The 16,817-nt window shown below is 67.9% G+C and carries 20 protein-coding genes and 2 pseudogenes; 10 read left to right on the top strand and 12 right to left on the bottom strand.

The annotated features are described in order from the left end of the window. The first annotated feature begins 409 nt into the window (after nucleotides 1-409). Both aspS and AB0M27_RS42175 read left to right on the top strand, forming a co-directional pair. The gene (aspS, locus tag AB0M27_RS42180) at nucleotides 410-1,732 is read left to right on the top strand and encodes an aspartate--tRNA(Asn) ligase (protein WP_365730580.1); all 1,323 of its coding nucleotides are present in this window, start codon (nucleotides 410-412) and stop codon (nucleotides 1,730-1,732) included. Nucleotides 1,733-1,860: 128 nt separating this feature from the next. Beyond that, nucleotides 1,861-2,430 (top strand): amino acid transporter, encoded by a 570-nt coding sequence (locus tag AB0M27_RS42175; protein ID WP_365730582.1) that lies wholly within the window; start codon nucleotides 1,861-1,863, stop codon nucleotides 2,428-2,430. A 241-nt stretch (nucleotides 2,431-2,671) separates the two neighbouring features. Here AB0M27_RS42175 and AB0M27_RS42170 read toward each other — a convergent pair whose 3' ends face one another. The 3 genes and pseudogenes from AB0M27_RS42170 to AB0M27_RS42160 form a co-directional block, all read right to left on the bottom strand. Further along, on the bottom strand, nucleotides 2,672-3,085 hold the full coding sequence (locus AB0M27_RS42170) for an NUDIX hydrolase (RefSeq protein WP_040896670.1): 414 nt from the start codon (nucleotides 3,083-3,085) through the stop codon (nucleotides 2,672-2,674). A 155-nt stretch (nucleotides 3,086-3,240) separates the two neighbouring features. Continuing rightward, entirely contained in the window at nucleotides 3,241-4,491 is a 1,251-nt protein-coding gene (locus AB0M27_RS42165) for a hypothetical protein (protein WP_365730577.1), read from the bottom strand. Between the two features lie 370 nt (nucleotides 4,492-4,861). Next, nucleotides 4,862-5,002 (bottom strand): annotated as a pseudogene (locus tag AB0M27_RS42160) (NUDIX hydrolase); the annotation flags it as partial. A 226-nt stretch (nucleotides 5,003-5,228) separates the two neighbouring features. On the opposite strand from AB0M27_RS42160, the gene AB0M27_RS42155 reads away from it, so the two are divergent. Then, the gene (locus AB0M27_RS42155; protein WP_365730575.1) at nucleotides 5,229-6,083 is read left to right on the top strand and encodes a hypothetical protein; all 855 of its coding nucleotides are present in this window, start codon (nucleotides 5,229-5,231) and stop codon (nucleotides 6,081-6,083) included. Here AB0M27_RS42155 and AB0M27_RS42150 read toward each other — a convergent pair. Further along, on the bottom strand, nucleotides 6,074-6,301 hold the full coding sequence (locus tag AB0M27_RS42150) for a hypothetical protein (RefSeq protein ID WP_061915924.1): 228 nt from the start codon (nucleotides 6,299-6,301) through the stop codon (nucleotides 6,074-6,076). The two genes, AB0M27_RS42155 and AB0M27_RS42150, sit on opposite strands and share 10 nt — an antisense overlap. 157 nt (nucleotides 6,302-6,458) lie before the next feature. Here AB0M27_RS42150 and AB0M27_RS42145 point away from each other — a divergent pair, with 157 nt between their 5' ends. The 7 genes from AB0M27_RS42145 to AB0M27_RS42115 all read left to right on the top strand — a co-directional run bounded on the left by AB0M27_RS42145 (nucleotide 6,459) and on the right by AB0M27_RS42115 (nucleotide 11,486). Then, nucleotides 6,459-6,668 carry a hypothetical protein gene (locus AB0M27_RS42145; protein WP_365730573.1) on the top strand — a complete coding sequence of 70 codons (210 nt, stop codon included), beginning with the start codon at nucleotides 6,459-6,461 and terminating at the stop codon, nucleotides 6,666-6,668. Continuing rightward, complete coding sequence (locus tag AB0M27_RS42140) at nucleotides 6,652-7,167, top strand: DUF6879 family protein (RefSeq protein ID WP_365730571.1); 516 nt, start codon at nucleotides 6,652-6,654, stop codon at nucleotides 7,165-7,167. Before AB0M27_RS42145 ends, AB0M27_RS42140 begins: the two co-directional genes overlap by 17 nt. Beyond that, nucleotides 7,164-7,997 carry a helix-turn-helix transcriptional regulator gene (locus tag AB0M27_RS42135; RefSeq protein WP_365730569.1) on the top strand — a complete coding sequence of 278 codons (834 nt, stop codon included), beginning with the start codon at nucleotides 7,164-7,166 and terminating at the stop codon, nucleotides 7,995-7,997. The genes AB0M27_RS42140 and AB0M27_RS42135 overlap by 4 nt, the downstream gene beginning before the upstream one ends. A gap of 412 nt (nucleotides 7,998-8,409) precedes the next feature. Beyond that, nucleotides 8,410-8,547 (top strand): hypothetical protein, encoded by a 138-nt coding sequence (locus AB0M27_RS42130; protein ID WP_006143122.1) that lies wholly within the window; start codon nucleotides 8,410-8,412, stop codon nucleotides 8,545-8,547. A gap of 14 nt (nucleotides 8,548-8,561) precedes the next feature. Further along, nucleotides 8,562-9,749, top strand: a complete 1,188-nt coding sequence (locus tag AB0M27_RS42125; RefSeq protein WP_365730567.1) for a cupin domain-containing protein — start codon at nucleotides 8,562-8,564, stop codon at nucleotides 9,747-9,749. Nucleotides 9,750-9,778: 29 nt separating this feature from the next. Then, complete coding sequence (locus AB0M27_RS42120; protein ID WP_365730564.1) at nucleotides 9,779-10,651, top strand: aldo/keto reductase; 873 nt, start codon at nucleotides 9,779-9,781, stop codon at nucleotides 10,649-10,651. After that, entirely contained in the window at nucleotides 10,632-11,486 is an 855-nt protein-coding gene (locus AB0M27_RS42115; RefSeq protein WP_365730562.1) for a hypothetical protein, read from the top strand. The genes AB0M27_RS42120 and AB0M27_RS42115 overlap by 20 nt, the downstream gene beginning before the upstream one ends. A gap of 46 nt (nucleotides 11,487-11,532) precedes the next feature. Here the strand turns inward: AB0M27_RS42115 and AB0M27_RS42110 are convergent, their stop codons facing one another. The 8 genes and pseudogenes from AB0M27_RS42110 to AB0M27_RS42075 form a co-directional block, all read right to left on the bottom strand. After that, nucleotides 11,533-11,859, bottom strand: a complete 327-nt coding sequence (locus AB0M27_RS42110) for a hypothetical protein (protein ID WP_365730560.1) — start codon at nucleotides 11,857-11,859, stop codon at nucleotides 11,533-11,535. 153 nt (nucleotides 11,860-12,012) lie between these two features. Next, nucleotides 12,013-12,711 (bottom strand): hypothetical protein, encoded by a 699-nt coding sequence (locus AB0M27_RS42105; RefSeq protein ID WP_365730558.1) that lies wholly within the window; start codon nucleotides 12,709-12,711, stop codon nucleotides 12,013-12,015. A gap of 82 nt (nucleotides 12,712-12,793) precedes the next feature. Beyond that, nucleotides 12,794-13,249, bottom strand: coding sequence for a hypothetical protein (locus AB0M27_RS42100; RefSeq protein WP_365730556.1), 456 nt, complete (start codon nucleotides 13,247-13,249; stop codon nucleotides 12,794-12,796). Between the two features lie 83 nt (nucleotides 13,250-13,332). Further along, nucleotides 13,333-15,054 carry a relaxase/mobilization nuclease domain-containing protein gene (locus tag AB0M27_RS42095; protein WP_365730554.1) on the bottom strand — a complete coding sequence of 574 codons (1,722 nt, stop codon included), beginning with the start codon at nucleotides 15,052-15,054 and terminating at the stop codon, nucleotides 13,333-13,335. 59 nt (nucleotides 15,055-15,113) lie between these two features. Further along, nucleotides 15,114-15,632, bottom strand: coding sequence for a plasmid mobilization relaxosome protein MobC (gene mobC, locus AB0M27_RS42090; RefSeq protein ID WP_365730552.1), 519 nt, complete (start codon nucleotides 15,630-15,632; stop codon nucleotides 15,114-15,116). Nucleotides 15,633-15,838: 206 nt separating this feature from the next. Then, nucleotides 15,839-15,979 (bottom strand): hypothetical protein, encoded by a 141-nt coding sequence (locus tag AB0M27_RS42085; protein WP_234377039.1) that lies wholly within the window; start codon nucleotides 15,977-15,979, stop codon nucleotides 15,839-15,841. Between the two features lie 88 nt (nucleotides 15,980-16,067). After that, a complete protein-coding gene (locus AB0M27_RS42080) occupies nucleotides 16,068-16,259 on the bottom strand; it encodes a hypothetical protein (RefSeq protein ID WP_073946777.1) in 192 nt (63 codons plus the stop codon). Then, nucleotides 16,256-16,817, bottom strand: a pseudogene (locus AB0M27_RS42075) (hypothetical protein); the annotation flags it as partial. The gene AB0M27_RS42080 and the pseudogene AB0M27_RS42075, both read right to left, overlap by 4 nt.

The raw sequence follows: 16,817 nt of genomic DNA, 5'->3' as shown, positions 1-16,817 counted from the left end.
CACCTGGCAACTCGCCCCTGCCACCGCATAGCGAACAGGGGCTGCCCGGCCTACGGCCGGACAGCCCCTCACCAAGATCTTCATGAGCCTTCTAGCAGAAATCTCGCTGTCGTCTCGAGGCCCTGGATCGCTATCCTCCGTCACAACGCGATGACGGAGACGAGTAGCCCGGGATCACGCGAGCCGAGAGAGCTGCTGGCAGCTGGGAAGGCAGCCTCGCGCCCCGGGGTGAAGACCCTCCTGAGTGCGGGGAGGAACGGCCATGTGGTCCAATGCCCCGCCGGCTGGCCTCGTTACCGGCCACGAATGAGGCCGCCACTGTCGAGTGGTGGTGAAGGCGTGGTGGAACCGCGAGTCCCCTTCTCGCCCGCGCCCCCAAGGGATCACCATGACGCCCTGGAGGGCTGCGATGATCCATACGACCGATCGTGTACTGGTATCTGACCTGCGCGAGCACTTGGGTCGAACCGTTTCCGTGTCGGGCTGGGCGCACACTCTGCGCCTGTTGAGTAAGGTCCAGTTCGTCGTCGTACGCGACCACACGGGCATGGTGCAGGTCACCCACCGGCGCGGCGGCGCAGGCGATGACATCGAGGCCGCCCTGCAGCAGCTCACGCCGGAGTCCGCGGTGCGGATCACCGGCCGCGTCGTCGAGAACCCGATCGTGAAGCTCCACAGCCTGGAGATCATCCCGGAGCGGGTCGAGGTCCTGAACCGGGCCGCGACACCGCTGCCCATCGACGAGCACACGGGCCTGGAGCACCGCCTGGACTGGCGGTTCTTGGACGTACGCCGCCGTCCCGCCGCTCAGCTGATGTTCGCTGTGCAGACCACCCTGGAGCAGGGGATGCGCGAGTACGCCTATGCGCAGGGCGCCACGGAGATGCACACCCCCAAGCTCATGGGCACCGCCTCGGAGTCTGGCGCCGAGGTCTTCGAACTCGGCTACTTCGATCGCAGCGCTTATCTCGCCCAGTCGCCGCAGTTCTACAAGCAGATGGCGATCTCGGCCGGAATCGAGAAGGTCTTCGAGATCGGCCCCGTCTTCCGTGCAGAGCCGTCGTTCACCTCCCGGCACGCCACCGAGTTCACCGGCGTCGACGTCGAGCTGGCCTGGATTGACGGCGTCGAGGACGTTATGGCGTTCGAGGAGCAGATGCTCGCCCACGCCATCACCAAGGTCGCCGGTGCACACGGCGATGCGGTCCGGGAGCAGTTCGGCGTGGAGATCACCGTCCCCACGACGCCCTTCCCCCGCATCACCATGGCCAAGGCGCACGACATCCTGCGCAAGGGCGGATGGGACGCGGAAGGAACCAAGGAGGACCTGGACCCGGAGGGCGAGCGGAGCATCAGCGCCCACATCCAGCAGGCCACCGGCCACGAGTTCGTGTTCATCACCCACTACCCCGTGGGCATCCGGCCCTTCTACCACATGCGGCCGGCCGACGACCCGAGCGTGACCCTGAGCTTCGACCTGCTCTGGAAGGGGCTGGAGATCACCACCGGCGCCCAGCGCGAGCACCGCTACGACGTGCTGCTGAAGCAAGCCGCCGAGAAGGGCATGAGTCCGGAGCCGATGCAGGACTACCTGAACGCGTTCCGGTACGGGTGCCCACCGCACGGCGGGCTGGGCATGGGCCTTGGACGCGTACTCATGGTCTTGCTCGGTCTGGAGTCGATCCGCGAGGCCACCTTCCTCTTCCGCGGACCGAACCGGCTCACCCCATAGCTGGCCTCTGTGTATGGCTGGCCTACGTCGGATTTCCCTTCCGGGGCCTCGTTCACTGAGAGCATGGACAGGTGAGTATTGAGGGAGTGGGGCGCTGGGTGCCGGCTCGTCCCGAAGATCTAGCTGTCATGTTCGCTGCGGCCGACTTCCCGTGGTGGATCGCTGGCGGGTACGCGATCGAACTCGCCGTCGGCCGTGAGCTACGCCCGCACGGCGATCTCGATGTCCTCGTCCTCCGACGGGACCAAGCTCGCGTGCGCGATCTCTTGACCGACTGGGACCTGTACGTGGCGGACCCACCTGGCATGGGGCGGCTGCGCCCGTGGCGTTCTGGGGAGACTCTTCAGCCGTCCCTCCACGACATCTGGTGCCGACGCACGCCTGAGGCACCCTGGTCCGTGCAGCTCATGCTGGACGAGGCGGAGGGCACCCATTGGGTCTCTCGGCGTACCCCACGGATCCGGCTTCCGATCGAGCGGTTGGGACGAAGAAGCGGGACTGGTATCCCCTACCTGGCGCCCGAGGTGCAGCTCTACTACAAGGCGAAGGCGACACGGGAGAAGGATGAGACAGACTTCGAAGCGGTACTGCCGCTGCTCGGCGAACCTCAACGCATTTGGTTGGCGAACGCCATCACAGTAACCGTGCCGGACCACCCATGGCGGCAGCGTCTTACGCCACCGGACGCACACAAATGAGACGTCGGCCGCCGAGCGCGGTCCGCGGGAGACACGAAGGTGGCACGAGAGTTATACAACCTGAAGCTCTGGCACTCCATGAGTGAACACTTGGTCGACGAGGCAATGGCGAAGCCACGCTAACCAACCGCAGGCAGATCAGGCCGATTTCAGTGTCCACGACCAGTTCCTTAGCTCGTCGGGAGGGCGGTCTGATTACCCGAAGCTGCCTCGTCCTCCGTCCGCAGCACGCACCGAGGTGTTACCGGCTCAGTGCGGCGTCGAGATATACCTGCACCGCGTCGAAGAGGCCGTATGGCACGTACGCGGGAATCTGGGCATGCCGGACCCATGCCACCTCAGCCAGTTCATCGTCGTCCGCCACGTAAGGAGCGCCGGACTCTACGACACAGGCCACGTAGGTCATCTTCCGGCCAGTCTTGGGGTGAACCCGTTCTCCGAGGACCTTGAGAGCGGTCACCTCCATGCCGACCTCTTCGCTCGTCTCTCGCACGGCTGCTTGTTCAGGGGTCTCCGTCCCCTCGATCTCGCCCGCCGGGAACTGCCAAGACAGTTGACCTTCCGCGACCCGGCGGCGAACCATGAGCACGGCGCCGTCCTGTACCACGATCGCGGCTGCGATGCCCGGTCGCTCTTGTGCCGTTTGCTCGGTCATACGTCTTCCTCCAGTGCTGCCAGCATCGGCGGGTAGATCGTGTCGACGGACATGAAGCGGCCCTGTAGGTTCTCAGATCCCGTGTCATTTTCTCAGTCGCGATGTCATGTGACTGGCCGAACTGACACGGGATTGAGAATCGCTGGCCACTGCCGTCACTCGTTTGAGGACTCCGTTGCCAGCGGGATACCGCACAGCGGGCAGCCGTTTGCGTGGTCGTCCTGACAGACGTAGCCGATGGCGCCATCCACGCACCATTCGGCGGCCTCCTCGGACAGCAGGTCGGGTCCGGCAAGGAGCAGCCGACGAAATTCCGTGGTGTCCGCAATGTCGGCCGGCCGGTTGGTGAACCACTCGTCGAACCAAGGCTTGTCCCGGTGTATGCGCCAGTGCGCATTCTCCCGGTCGTCGACAGCCGTAAGGAACCGATCGACGATGCGCCCCCAACTCGGTGCTCCGAACCAGCCGTTGTCGAACGCGCACAAGGATTCGACCAGGGTTCGCAGACCGAACTCCTTCTCGCTAAGGCAGTACCTTCGCCCCCATGAGATCGCGACCTGTGCCATCTCCGCGAGTTCTACGCGCGGATCATCCTCGTGTGCCGGGTCGTCAGGGTTGTGGCAGGCCAGCCCGAGCTCGAGCACAGACTGCCCGGTCGGTAGAACCCGGGACGGGTTGACGATCGCGAGACCGAGACCGATCCAGTCGACATGGTCGAACGACAGCATCGAGCGCACGAGTCGGGTGGTTGCCGCGTTGATCCGCATCATTGTGCCGTCGTGCAGCGGACTCTCCCCGGCATGCCAGTTCTCGACGGGTGTGTTGCGCCACACGGCGAGCGTGATGCGGGTGGCAGCGAGCCACAGCAGGGCGTCGTCGTCGAGGTGCCCGAACCGCTTGGCGCACTCCTGGGCGCCGTAGGTGATCAACTCTTCCGGTTTCGGCCACCTGTGGCTGTCGGGCCCTTCAGGCCCTTCAGGCGCGTACTCGTAGTCATCGGCGTACTCGTCGAGGATCGCGCTCAACTCGGCCGCGCTGTAAGCCTCGCTGTACTCGGAGCTGTCCGGCTCCTCGACGGTGTACATGTCGTGGTCCCAGGAGACGTACACGTCGCCCCAGAGCACGACGTCATCGCACTCGCTGGCGTTGTCCGTCACAACCGGCCTGATGGTGATCGGGGCAGTACGCCCGTCGGTTCGCTCGCCGTCCTTCTCGGCAGCCCATGCAGTGATGACCCCGAGCGGCTTCGGAAGGAGAGGACCGACCTCGGTGATGCTGAACGACTCGTCGTCGTCATCGGTGTCGAACCGGCTGTTGACGAACGCGACCGCCTCGGAGGGCGAGCTGACGATGGACTGGGTACCACTCTCGTTGTCAACCACTCGCCACAACGCGCTGTTCTTCACGATGCTCTCCGATCGCGGTGAGTGCACCCGGGGCGGGTGCGATGCGCCGCGTCGCTCGGCACTGACTCCAATTATGGGCTGATCAACCCGTCCGTAGTCCCGCAGGCGCTTGTCAGCGACGACGCTCGGGACGTTCGTGTGCAACGAAGGTGTGTGAGTGGGTGGAACGGATGGTTGCCGATGCAGGTTCGTGACGCCCCGGGCCGCGTTGCAGCCTGCTGGACAGCCTGAGGAAATGACACCGATCTGAGACAGCCGCCTGCCGACACAACGTGAGACTCAAGGGAAATATCCAGGTCACAGGGTCGGCGCCTGACACTGAAATTGAGAACCTACAGGCCCGCCGCATTCTTCGCCACCCAAGCCGCTCTTCAACCGCATCACTGTTCGTTGCGTCCCCTGCCAGGTACACGCAGTGGACACCCGTCGCCGGATGGATCCGCTCAACCAGACCGCGCCGAACAGCACAGCACACGCCCGTCTAATCCAGCGTCTCGCGGGCCGTCGCGGTCCCTCCTCCCGCAGATCATCCCGCCGCAGCTGTTCCTCGCTCCGTAGAGGGGGGAAGTTGCCGCAACCGACCTCGTCCTTGGCGAATGCCAGGCGCTCCGCCTCTTCCCGCTCGATCAACTGCCGCACAGGATGCCGCACATCACCCACTACATTAATCAACTTACGGGTGCTTTCACCTGACGGCAGGTCGCCCCTACCCCACAGCGAGGGCCCAAGGAGTCCAGATGACGCTCTCTTCGCCTGGTGCACGGGCCGTGGACTTGCGTGTTGAGCCGGTTGATGACGTTCTCGAACACGTGGAGCGGTCCCTTCAAATGCAGTTGGTCCGTGACACCGTGGTGTGCAAGCGGCGCTCGGTTGGGGCGCGGACGGACCGTGGAACGTGGGTGAGGGTTGAGCGGCGCAGCTTCGACCGGATCGGAGCACAGGGCTGGAACGGCACCGAGGCCGCAGCGGTCTTGCATGGAGTGTCTATGCCGAAGTGGTATGCGGGGCTGGCGTGGCGCGAGCGGGACGAGCCGGTGATGTGGCGGGCAGACGAAATGGTGCTGGTCACCGCCCCGCCCGTTGGGCAAGCCGCTCTGGTGATCGAGGATCCTCAACTGTCGGACGGCTGGTGGGCGGCACTCAATGCTTCGCTGGACGCACTCGCCGCGCAGCGCACGCACCGCCTCGCCACTCCGGACACAGAGACGGCCACCCAGGAACTGGTGACTGGGACGATCCGAGCATTCTTCCCCGAAGTAGACGCCACCGTGGATGAGTGGACGCCGGCACATGCGGATCTGACGTGGGCGAACGTGACCGGGCCCGAGTTCTGCATCATCGATTGGGAGGATTGGGGGATGGCGCCGCGCGGACTGGACGCGGCCACCCTCTGGGGGAACTCCCTCGCCGTCCCTGCCCTGGCACAACGAGTGTGGGCGGAGCGTCGGCCAGACCTGGAGAGCAGGTCTGGCCGGCTGATGGCCCTGTTCTTCTGTGCGAAGGTCGTAGGGCCGCACGCCCATCCCCAGGATCCCCGCTTGGAGCCCGCCCGGGAGGAGGCGGCGCGGCTCATCGCCGAGCTTCACTCCTGACGGCGGTTGCGCAGGAGGCTGCGGTAGTGGCGGACGGCCTCCTCGTCCACCGCGAAGCTCTGGGCGTTGGTCAGCTCTCGCAGGTGGTCGGGGTTGTCCGTGCCGACCGCTACCGCGTTCACGGGCGGGAGGTGGTAGGCGGCCCTGAAGGCAGCCTGCACCGGGGTGGCCTGCTGCCGGGAGCAGGTAGGACGGGGTCCCTCAGTCAGCCCCCGCACCCTGCCGCTCCTCTTCCTCCCCTTCGGTTGCGCCCCTCCGGCCGCACGGGTTTATGCGAGGACACGCATAGTCGTGTTCGTGCATAGACGCTGCGCCCCGCCCCCTCTAACGTCATGGGCAGGCGGCCCAATCGGGGCCAGAGCAAGGGGGTTTGGCATGTCCGAGCGTTCGGCACTCACCCGGCTCACGGGCAATGGCAACGGCGAGTGCGGAGAGAAGGACTGCCCGAACGTGTACCGCACGGCCGCGGGGTCGTTCGTGGTGCAGGGTGACGTGTCCGACGCCTTCACCCCGCCCGCCGGGGAAGGGCTTGTGGAAATCCCGGAGGCGGTTCTCAGGGTGGCGTTCCGTGCACTTGGATGGTGACGCCTGGAACGACTGCTTCGATTCCATGGAGCGTGAGGCGTGGAGGCTGGAGACGCTGCCCGTCTACACCATGCCCCAGGAAGCGGAGAAGTTGAAGCGATTCCTCGCCGGGGAGAAGTCGCCGGACGATTACACATCGGCCTGGATGGATGAGGTCCGGCAGTGGGCCTCGGAAGGAAAGAGAGTCGGCAGGGTGCACGTCGTGACCCGCCCGCTCTCGGACTACCTTCGGTTCGAATTCGAGTACTACTACCGGCATCACGTTAAGGTGGGCGAGGATATCCGTATCCTCGACCTCACCGACCGGGAGAACCCGGGACTTCCGTATCAGGACTTCTGGATGTTCGACGAATCCAAGGTGGTCCTGATGAACTACCGGGCGGATGGGACACAGATAAACCGGGAGCTGTACGAGGGCGACCCGGAGCCGTACCGGCAGTGGAAGCGGATTGCCATTGCTGAATCCGTGCCGTTCCTGGAGTACGTGAGCAGCGGGTGACGTTCGATCCTGAGCAGCTCGGGCAGCCGAAACAGGAACTGGCGGCCCTGCTGAAAGAACTACGCAAGCGAGCCGGCCTCACTGGGGACCGGCTCGCTCGGCGTTGCAACATGTCCCAATCGAAGATCAGTCGGATCGAGAATGGGAAAGTCCAGCCGAGTCTGCTGGATCTGGAAAGGATCCTCCGGGCCGTGGTGGCTCCGCCCGAGGTCATCGAGGAGGTCGTTGCCCTCGCGAGGCTGGCCAACACCGAATGGCAAGACCTGCGCTCGCTCCGGCGTAGGGGCCTGGAGAAGAAGCAGACTGAACTTGCCGCTCTTGAATCCTCGTCCACGGAGTTCCGCTTCTTCCTGCTCTCGATGATTACAGGACTGCTGTCCACCCCTGAGTACATACGCGCCAGCCTTGCCCATTCTCCGGCTGATGTCACCAAGACGATCGCGAGGAAGTTGGAGCGACAGGAGGTTCTTTACGACACGGAGAAGCGGTTCACTTTCATTCTCACCGAGCAGGCTGTGAGGTGGCCACTCCTGCCCCCGGCTGCGATGTCGATGCAGATTGACCGGCTGGCCTCACTGACCCATCTTGCGAACGTGAAGCTCGGCGTCATCCCCATCGCGGGATACAAGCCCATGGCTCCGATGGACACCTTCACCATCTATGACGACACCCTGGCCACCGTGGAGAACACCACCGGTGTCGTGATCCTGAGAGATCCACGCGACATCGACATGCACTTGGAACTGTTCTCCACGCTGGAGGGCTATGCGATGTTCGGGGACGAAGCGCGAGCCTTGTTGGCGGAGTGGTCCGCCGCCTGCCGTTCATGATCTTTAGTCCATGACGGGAAAGAGCTACACAGCCGTCGCTTTGTAGGCCAATGATTTCCCCCATGGCAGCGACCGAGCGAAACGAAAAGTGGGTCCGCTACGGCGCGGGGGTGGCGGCTGGGGTACCGGCGGAGGTTCGGCCCTGACGCTGGTGTGCGCTCATGACGACCGGCGCATGACTCTCCGGGTGTCATACGTCGGGGGCCGGATGTACGACCCGGTGCGCATGGTGCAGGTGAGACACCGCAACGCTGTGATCTCGGGTTCGCCGACCAAGTCCCCGCCGTGCAGGTGCCCGCGGTGCACGGGGCGCCCGTCGTCGCCAAGGTCGGCGTCCGCCGCGCTCGTCGCTGTCCCTTTGCTTCCTGCCGGAATCCCGGTGGGAGTCCCCGAGAAGAGAGAGGTAAGTCCGATGGTGGAAGAGAACACCACGTCGGCCGCCCCCGAGGGGGGTGGACTGCTCGTCGCGAAGCGGAAGATCGTGGCCGCGCGCACGCGTGCCGAGCAGGAGTCGGACGTCAGCAGTGGCCGTTCCGACGGCAACGACTGACGGGAGCGCCCACGTTGCTTGATGCAGCCTCGTGGGCGGGGCGTCTGGGCGGGGACAGGTTCCTCGCCCAGACGTACCACCGCTCGTACGCGCACTTCCCCGGGGTCGCCGACGTGGCGGGTCTGTTCTCCTGGGACGACCTGAACCGGATCATCGCCACGCAGCGGCTGGAGCCGCCCCGGCTGCGCCTGTCGGCTGACGGCGAGATGGTGCCGCTGCACCGCTACGCGATCCCGACAACGAACCGCCGCGCGGTCACCTGGTCCCGTATCCAGCCGTCCGACTTCCACGCCCAGCTCAGGGACGGGGCGTCGCTGGTCCTCGACGCGGTGGAGAAGATCCACCCCGCCGTGGGGGCGGCTGCGGAGGGGCTGGAACGCTTCCTCGGGACTTCCGTGCAGGCCAACGTGTACGCCTCGTGGACCGAGCGGGAGGGCTTCGGCCGGCATTGGGACGACCACGATGTCGTCGTGGTGCAACTGCATGGCTCGAAGCGGTGGCGCCTGTGGGGGATGACCCGTGAGGCGCCCACCTTCCGGGACGTGGAGTCGCCGGAGGAGCCGGAGGGCGACCCGGTGGCGGACCTCGTTCTGTCCCCGGGTGACGTGCTCTACCTGCCGCGCGGGTGGTGGCACTCGGTCACCGCCGATCAGGGGACGGAATCCCTTCACCTGACGTTCGGCATGGTCCCGCACACCGGCGCTGACCTGATGCTGTGGGTCGTCGATCAGCTCCGGGCGTCCCTCGCGCTGCGCCGGGACATCCCGCGCTTCGGCTCGCTGGCGGAACAGTCGGACTTCATCGACGCCGTACGACGTGAGGTGGCCGACATGATGGCGGACCCCCGCCTCGTGGAGCGGTGGGCGGAGTCGATCGACACGACAGACCTGGGCCACGCGATTCCGTCCCTGCCCTACGTGGACGGACTCCCCGCACGGAGAGAGATCACGGTCAAGCTCACCGCTCCGAGAGGTCGCCTGACGGCCAACCGCGAACAGGGCACGGTCACCTTCTCCGCGGCGGGTACCGCGTGGGACTTCGCTGAGTCCGCGGCGCCCGCGCTGGGCACGCTGCTGACCAACCAGCCGACCACGCTGGGGGAGGTGGCCGACTCCGCCGGGCTTGAGGTCAAGGAGGTGGCCGAACTGGTCTCCGTCCTCATCGACGGCCACGCCGTCGCAGTCGTGGGGACGGCGCTGTGACCGCCGCGCTCTGCCTGGGGACATACCGCGTGCGTGCCGTCAGTCAGGCGGCACGCGCCGCCCTGGCCGCAGGCAGCCCCTGGGTGGACACGGCACCCAACTATGGTCGTGGTCAGGCGCATGAGGAGCTGCGCCCGGTGCTCGGGGAATACCCGACCGTGCGGGTAGCCACGAAGACGGGGTTCTTCACGGAGGAGCAAGGCTGCAGCGCGCTGGCTGAGGGCGTGCTCACCCGGGAAGAGGCGGCCGGTAGGCACAGCCTTGAGCGAGGCTTCGTCCGCTGGCAGACGGAGCGATCCTTGGCCGCGCTCGGGCGCGTGGACCTGGTGTTCGTGCACAACCCCGAGCACCACGGGCACGGCCTTGACCGCGCCGCTCTGCACGGGCGTGTGCGGGAAGCCTTCACGGCGCTGGAGGAGTTCGCCCATGCGGGCAGGATCGGTGGGTACGGCGTCGCCACTTGGTCGGGCCTAACCTCCGGAGCGTTCAGTGTCGCCGAGTTGCTCGCGCTCGCACGCCAGGCGGCTGGTTCCGCCGAGCATCACTTCACGGGCGTGCAGATGCCCGTCAGCCTGATCATGGATGCCCCGATCACACAGGCCCTGAACGGCGGCGGACCACTGGTACAGGCGAAGGACGCCGGGCTGATCACGTTCGGCTCCGCGCCCCTGCACGGGGGCGAACTCCTCGACGCCATTACACCCGAACTGGTGAACCTCATCCGCCCCGGCCTGTCGGCCGCAGCCGCTGCCCTGCTGGCCGCTGGCTCGTGCCCCGGCCTCGATGTCGTCCTCACCTCCGCGAGCACCCGCGAGCACTGGGACGATATGGCCAAGGCTCTGGCTGCGCCGCTGACGGCCCAGGAACTCAGGAGGGTGACGGATGAACTCGCCGGTGAATGAGGAGGTACGAGTCCTGATGGAGGCAGCCCACGACCGGGCGGCCAAGGCACTGGGCCTCAGCTGCACGGGGCCGCTGGCGTGGGGCTTCCTCGGTGTCACCCTCGGACGCCGTGCGGAGGACCGGTGGCTACGGGTGAGCCGGACGGCGAAAAGGAACGCGGGCAGAAAGCAGGGGGAGGGCATCGTCGGGGCTTCCCAGCTCCTACCCGAAGGCGTCCCGCGCCCCCGCCTGCACGGGGTGCACGACTGGACTGACGGCGAGTGGGCCTTCGAGGCCGAAGTCCTGGACTACCTCACGCAACCTGTGGTGTCCCCGGACAGAGCCGACATCGACCACGATCCGGCGCTGCCTGACGAATGGTGGGCGGACCTTCGCCAAGCCCTTGCCCTGCTCGCTGAAGCGGAGGGTGTGAAGACGACCGTCCGGGACGGATGGATCGAACGAGCCTTCCCCCAGTTCCTCGGCATCCCGGCCCCCGCCAACGTGGAGCGGGTGACCGGTCACGGTGACCTGCACTGGGGCAACCTCACCGCCGAGCCCCTGTGCCTGCTGGACTGGGAGCGGTGGGGCCTGGTGCCCTTCGGCTATGACGCGGGGCTTCTCCACGCCAACAGCCTGCTTGTACCCGACGTAGCCGCCCGCATCCGCAAAGAGTTCGCCGCCATCCTCGACACCCCCGCCGGTCGAATCGGGGAACTCGCGGCCCTGGCCGAGATGCTGCAAGCCGTGGCCCGTGGCTGGTACCCCGACCTTGCGCCCCACCTTCTCGCCCGAGCGGAGGCACTCACGCGAGTGCGCCCGCCCGTTCCGGTGCACTCCGAGGTGAGCGCCTGACTGCGCCCCTGAGCGCCTCTCTCAGGCCCTCTCTGCCAGGTGGCGGTTAGAGGGTGGCGCGGTGGACTCCCAGCGCCTTGGCAATGCTGGTGACGCTCTCGCCCTTGTCGCGTCGCGCACGGGCTATGTCCAGCTTGCTGTCCCCACCCGGCCGCGGGGCATCACTGGAGGACCCAGCGTTGTCGGACCGGAGACTGTCGTACCGGCTGTGGACGGCCGTGAGCTCCTCGGTCGATCGCACGTCGCTGTGGACGTACACCTGCGGGCCTTCGCTGCGGATGCCGGCGTCACGGGCCTGCAGTACGAGGAGCTGCGAGCTGTGTACGAGGAGGCCGCCGCCGCCCTCGGACACGAACCGGGCGGGATGGAGCACGCGGTATGGCGGTTCAAGTCGAGGGCCCTCTGACCCGCCACCCTAGGCCGGCCGCTGCTCGGCGACGCCCAGCACGCTCACCCGGATGCTCTGAATCCTCGGATCGTCACGGCGCCCTCGACCGTGGTGGTCGAGGGCGCCGTTGCGGGCGCGTCAGCGGGTTGCTGTCGCCTTGGCGAGGGCCTTGTCGAGATGCTGGCCGACCAGGGCTGGCGCGCCAGAGACGATGAGGAGCAGGCTTCCCTCACGTATCGCGGTCTGCTTGACGACGCTGTCCTGCCCACCGGAGGTGAAGGTCATCAGCTGGCTCCACTGCTGGTCGCCGAGCCGGGGCGCGGTCGTCTTCTGTGACGTGACGTTGATGGCGGTGCTGCCGGAGACGACTTGGTAGGTCGGGCAGCCGGTCATGGCGTCGAAGATCCGATCGATGCCGTCGGACAGCTTCGTGGGGGTGTCGCTGTACAGCTCCTCGGAGACCTCCGAACCGGCGCTGCCGCCGGTGTAGGTGAAGGACAGCTTCGCCTTGTTGGGGAAGTCGAGGGAGCCGCTGGCCGCCGCGTCGCCGCCCAGCTTCTCCAGGGCGGGGCAGCCGGTGACGGTGACGTCGTCGTGGCTGGAGGTGTCCTCCGGCTTGCGGGTGTAGTCGGACCCGAGGTCGCTCTCGTCGAGCAGGCGGGGCTGAAGCGCGGCCGACGACAGCGGGGCGTCGCTCTGCTTGGTGGTGGCCGGGTGGTCTGCGGGGGCGGAGGACGGGGAGGTGGTCTTCGCCTGGCTGGTGCCGGCGGAGCAGGCGGGCAGGGTGAGGGCGGCGGCGGTGAGGCCGAGGGCGGTGATGGTGAGGCGAACGCGCATGGGTGAACTGACCCCTGTGGTGCTCGGTGACGGTTGGACAGTGCGGGCCCGTGGGCCCGAGAAGGGGTCGAAGGAGTGGAGGTCAGCGGTGGCCGAGGTGCCGCAGGCAGTCCTCGAACGTGGCGTGGATGGCATCTCCCGGGCCGGAGTGTCGGTTGAACCACGCGGTGTCGAGACGGGTCTCGTGCTGCTCGTGGCCGGCCTGGCAGCGCAGCCAGACCTGGTCGTGGGTGGATAGGATGAGCCACTCGCGGTAGGCGCCGCACTCGGTGCAGGCGACGACCTCGCCGTCCAGGACGACCGGCCACGGCCAGGGCATCACCCGGCCGTCGAGCTGGTCGTGGCTGGGGACGCGCAGCTCCGGCGGGAGGAAGTCGTCCACAACCGGCGCCGGCTCCGCGAGCTGATGCTCCTCCTGCATCTGCAGGACCGGCGGCACTTGGTCGGCCATCCGCAGCCACGCCTCGCACGCTTGGCGCTGCACCTCACTGAACTCTCCCTCTTCCGCGCGGCGGCGTCGTCGTATCCGGTGAAACACCCGGTGTCCTCCCTCGTCTCGTCCTGCACGCGTCATGATCGTGCGCGAAGTCCGCTGACCTGTTCAATTCACAAAGTCCACAGTCACGACCGGCCACGCCCAGGCCGGGCCTGTCCGGGGATGTGCTGCCCGGCGCGCTGTGCCGAGCGCTGTGCGGCGTGAGCGTCGGGCACCATGCCGGTGGTATCCGCAGGCAGGTCCGCTGCCCGGCGCAGCCGCCACACCAGGACGTCGCTGACGGACTCCGCCGTGTCCAGCTCCCGTCGACCCGCGGCGTCGGCGAGCAGGGCGGCCGGGTCGTGGCCGGCGGCTTCGGCGTCGGCGAGGGTGGCGGCGAGCGCGTACCAGCCGGGCTCGGCGAGGATCTGATCGGCCAACTCCGGCAGCGCTGTGCGCAGCACCGTCGTCTGCCGCTGCCGCAGCGCCCGGCCCAGGCGCCGGCCTCGCTGGTAGAGGGCACCGAGGGGTTGGGCGGCGGCGGCCTGGTAGGCGGCGCGCAGATGTTCGGCGGCCTGGCGGGCGGCGGCGGCCTGCTGGGCGTGGTTCTTCTTCGCGTGCCAGTGGGCGGCGGCGGTGATGAGGAAGAACAGCATGTCGATCGCCATCGCGGTGGTCGCGCCGTCCTCGCCGCGGCCCAACGCCGGACCGCTATAGACGAGGTCACGGGCGGCCTGCCGCAGCGCTCGGTCGTGGCCACGCTCGGCGCGGACGTGGGAGCGTGAGGCCCGCTCGAACGCGAAGGCGGCGTCACGCAGTTCGCGCCTGGTGCGGGCCGCGGAGGTCTTCGCGAGCGCGTCCAGGACCTCGCCGGCAGCGGCAATGTACGCGGCGGCGATGGCGTCGTCGCCGTGCTCGATGACGAGCACCGCGTTCCACGCGGCCGAGGCCGTGCGTCGGCGGGCGGTGGCCGGGTCGCTCGGCGCGGCAGGGGCGGGCACATCTGCCGGTGTGGCGTCCTGGTCGCGAGTGTCGGCGGACCAGCGCTCCCGGATACGGGGCAGTGACAGATCGGGGGCCAGGCGGGCGCCGGGGTAGAAGACCGGTTCGCCGTCCTTGTTGCGGTCGTCGGGCAGGGCGACCTTGTAGCCGAGCAGGTCGCCGGAGGGGGCGACGCGCTTACGGACGATCAGGCCGGCGGCGGCCAGCCGGTCGAAGAACTCGGTCTCGCTGCTGGCGCCGGCCACCGCACGGCGCACGGTTTCGCGCAGTTCCTCCCGCGCGGTGCGCTCGCGGCCCTGACGTTCGGCTTTGTGGCGCTCGGCGCTGGTGGGGCGTTGGGCCGCGGTGCCGTCGCCCTTGTTGAGCCGACGCAAGCCCAGCTCCGCTTCCAAGGCGCGGGCCTGGGCCTGGGCGCGAGCGGCGTCGTGGTCGAGGTCGGGCTTGTAGCCGTCCTCACGGACGAGCGTGGCGACGATGTGAATGTGGTCGTCGGCATGCCGGACGGCCACCCACCGGCAGCCCGCGCCCTGTTCGGGGTAGTCGATACCGGTGGCGGCGACCATCCGGCGGGCCACCTCGCCCCACTCCTCGTCGGTCAGGATCCGGTCCTCGGCACTGTTGCGGACGGACAGATGCCACACGTGCTTCTTCGGCCGGTCGGCCTGGTCGATGTTCTCGACGGGTTGGTCCAGGAGCTGCTGGAGCTGCTTGAGGGTGGCAGACGGGTCGCGGCCGGGGTCGGGAGCGTTGTGGTCCCACGAGGCGACCAGGTGCGGGTCGATGTGCTCCTCGTGCTTCCCGGGCCCGTAGAGGTAGTAGAGGAGACCGATGGTGCGCTGCCCGCGCTTTTGTATCCGGGGGATCATGCTGCTGTCCGAGGTCGTCGCTGGGAGTGGCGGGGTGCGGGGCGGTAAGGGGAGCCAGCTCAGCGCTGCTCCAGCAGTCGGTCTGTGGCTGCCTGTACGCGGGTCACGGCGCACTGGACCGCCGCGACGACAGCGTCGATTTCCGCTGGCTGGCCGCCGGAGTTGATGGCCCGGGCTATCTGGTTGAGGTTGTTGCCGACTTGTCCGAGGTGCCGGCGTGCGGCGAACAGCTCGGCGATCAGCTCGCGGTGGCCGGCGATGGCGGCGGCGGTGCTGTCGAGGTCGTGAGCGGCGGCGAGCCCGCTGCGGGCGAGGAAGCCTGGCAGGCTCGTACGGGTCGCGGTGGCGGCAGCGCAGAGCAGGGTCTTCTCGTCGCCGTTCAGGCGGACGCTGCAGACGTAATCACGCTTGTGCGAGGGCGGCTTGGGCGAGCGCTTGCGCGAGGTTTTCTTCGCGGCGCGCGACTCGCGTAGGGAAGGCGTCTCCTCCGGCTGCGATCCGCCCTCGGTCGCTGTCTCACGGACCAGCACCCCCCGGTGCTGGTCCGCTCTCGCCACCCCCGGGGCGGGCTTGGGCAAGGCGCGCTTCCCCGACGGGGAAGAGTGTCTTGGCCGATAACTTGCTCGCCCCGAGACCGAGTTGGAGTTGGGAGCAGGTTCCGGGGCGGTGCCGGTCTGGGTGGGGTTCGTCATCAGGATTCGGGCCTCGTGGAGCGGGTGTGCTGTTGGATGCTCGCGGCCAGCGCGAGGACGTCGGCCGGTCCCGTAAGGACGCGGACGGATCCTTATGAGTGGCCCTGGACGAGCCACTGGCCGGTAGGCGCGAGGACGGCGGCGTGCAGGAGTCTCCGGCGGACCAGGACGTCCGCCCAGGCGCTGGCCTCGACGACCGTGGCCTCGGATGAGCGAACAGGACGCGGAATCAAGGCGTGTCTCCTCAAGCGGGGCGGGCGGCCCGGCACGGAGCCGGGCCACCCTTTGCGATTAGGGGGCCTTGAGCGGGGTTTTGCCGGTTCAGCCGCACTCGGGGCAGCGACCGACGTGGCTGTTGAGCGCGCGGGCCATCCGCTGCTTCGTCGAGGCAGCCTGCTTCGCGCTGGACTTCGCCGCCGGCCTGCCCTCGTGCCGCTTTGAGTGGGCGAGCATGAAGCCGATCTCCCGCTCGTACTCCGCACGGACGGCGTCGAACTGGTGGCAGGTCTTCATCGGGCGGAGCTCCTTGTCGTCGTGGTGGCGTCACTCCGCAGTTCCTGGAGGACGAGGCTCAGCCGGTCGTTCCGGCCGCCCTTCAGGCCCTCACGGCGGAGAATCTCCCGCAGCTGGACCCGGGTGACGGACTCGTTGCCGTCCCGTTCGAGCAGGGCAGAGACGTGCGGACGGACCTGCTGGACGAGCTGGTCCACCGACTGCTCGAGCTCCCGCGGCGCGCGCTGCGTCTGCGGGCTGCGGGACCGGGCGCGCTTCCCCTTGGTCTTAGTCCGGGGCTTCGTGGCCGTCTTGCTCCGCAGAGGCACCGTGTGTCCCCGGTCCCCGGTGGGCTCGGTCCCCGTGTCGGTGTCGTTCGGTCCCCGGTTCCCGGTGGGCTCGGTCCCCGTGTCGGTGTCGTTCGGTCCCCGGTTCCTGGTGGGCTCGGTCCCCGTGTCGGTGTCGTTCGGTCCCCGGTCCCCGGTGGGCTCGGTCCCCGTGTCGGTGTCGTTCGGTCCCCGGTCCCCGGTGGGCTCGGTCCCCGTGTCGGTGTCGTTCGGTCCCCGGTCCCCGGTGGGC

This window comes from Streptomyces sp. NPDC052107 (genome assembly GCF_040680215.1).
In the GTDB taxonomy this organism is placed as follows: domain Bacteria; phylum Actinomycetota; class Actinomycetes; order Streptomycetales; family Streptomycetaceae; genus Streptomyces.
This window is presented reverse-complemented; position numbering and strand designations above follow the sequence as displayed.

Excerpts from the sequence above, each read along its gene's own strand:
- AB0M27_RS42130 (WP_006143122.1), top strand. The coding sequence starts at position 8,410 with ATGGTGGAAGAGAACACCACGTCGGCCGCCCCCGAGGGGGGTGGACTG.
- AB0M27_RS42105 (WP_365730558.1), bottom strand. The coding sequence starts at position 12,711 with ATGCGCGTTCGCCTCACCATCACCGCCCTCGGCCTCACCGCCGCCGCC.
- AB0M27_RS42155 (WP_365730575.1), top strand. The coding sequence starts at position 5,229 with ATGACGCTCTCTTCGCCTGGTGCACGGGCCGTGGACTTGCGTGTTGAG.
- AB0M27_RS42095 (WP_365730554.1), bottom strand. The coding sequence starts at position 15,054 with ATGATCCCCCGGATACAAAAGCGCGGGCAGCGCACCATCGGTCTCCTC.
- AB0M27_RS42170 (WP_040896670.1), bottom strand. The coding sequence starts at position 3,085 with ATGACCGAGCAAACGGCACAAGAGCGACCGGGCATCGCAGCCGCGATC.
- AB0M27_RS42115 (WP_365730562.1), top strand. The coding sequence starts at position 10,632 with ATGAACTCGCCGGTGAATGAGGAGGTACGAGTCCTGATGGAGGCAGCC.
- aspS (WP_365730580.1), top strand. The coding sequence starts at position 410 with ATGATCCATACGACCGATCGTGTACTGGTATCTGACCTGCGCGAGCAC.
- AB0M27_RS42175 (WP_365730582.1), top strand. The coding sequence starts at position 1,861 with ATGTTCGCTGCGGCCGACTTCCCGTGGTGGATCGCTGGCGGGTACGCG.
- AB0M27_RS42145 (WP_365730573.1), top strand. The coding sequence starts at position 6,459 with ATGTCCGAGCGTTCGGCACTCACCCGGCTCACGGGCAATGGCAACGGC.
- AB0M27_RS42080 (WP_073946777.1), bottom strand. The coding sequence starts at position 16,259 with ATGAAGACCTGCCACCAGTTCGACGCCGTCCGTGCGGAGTACGAGCGG.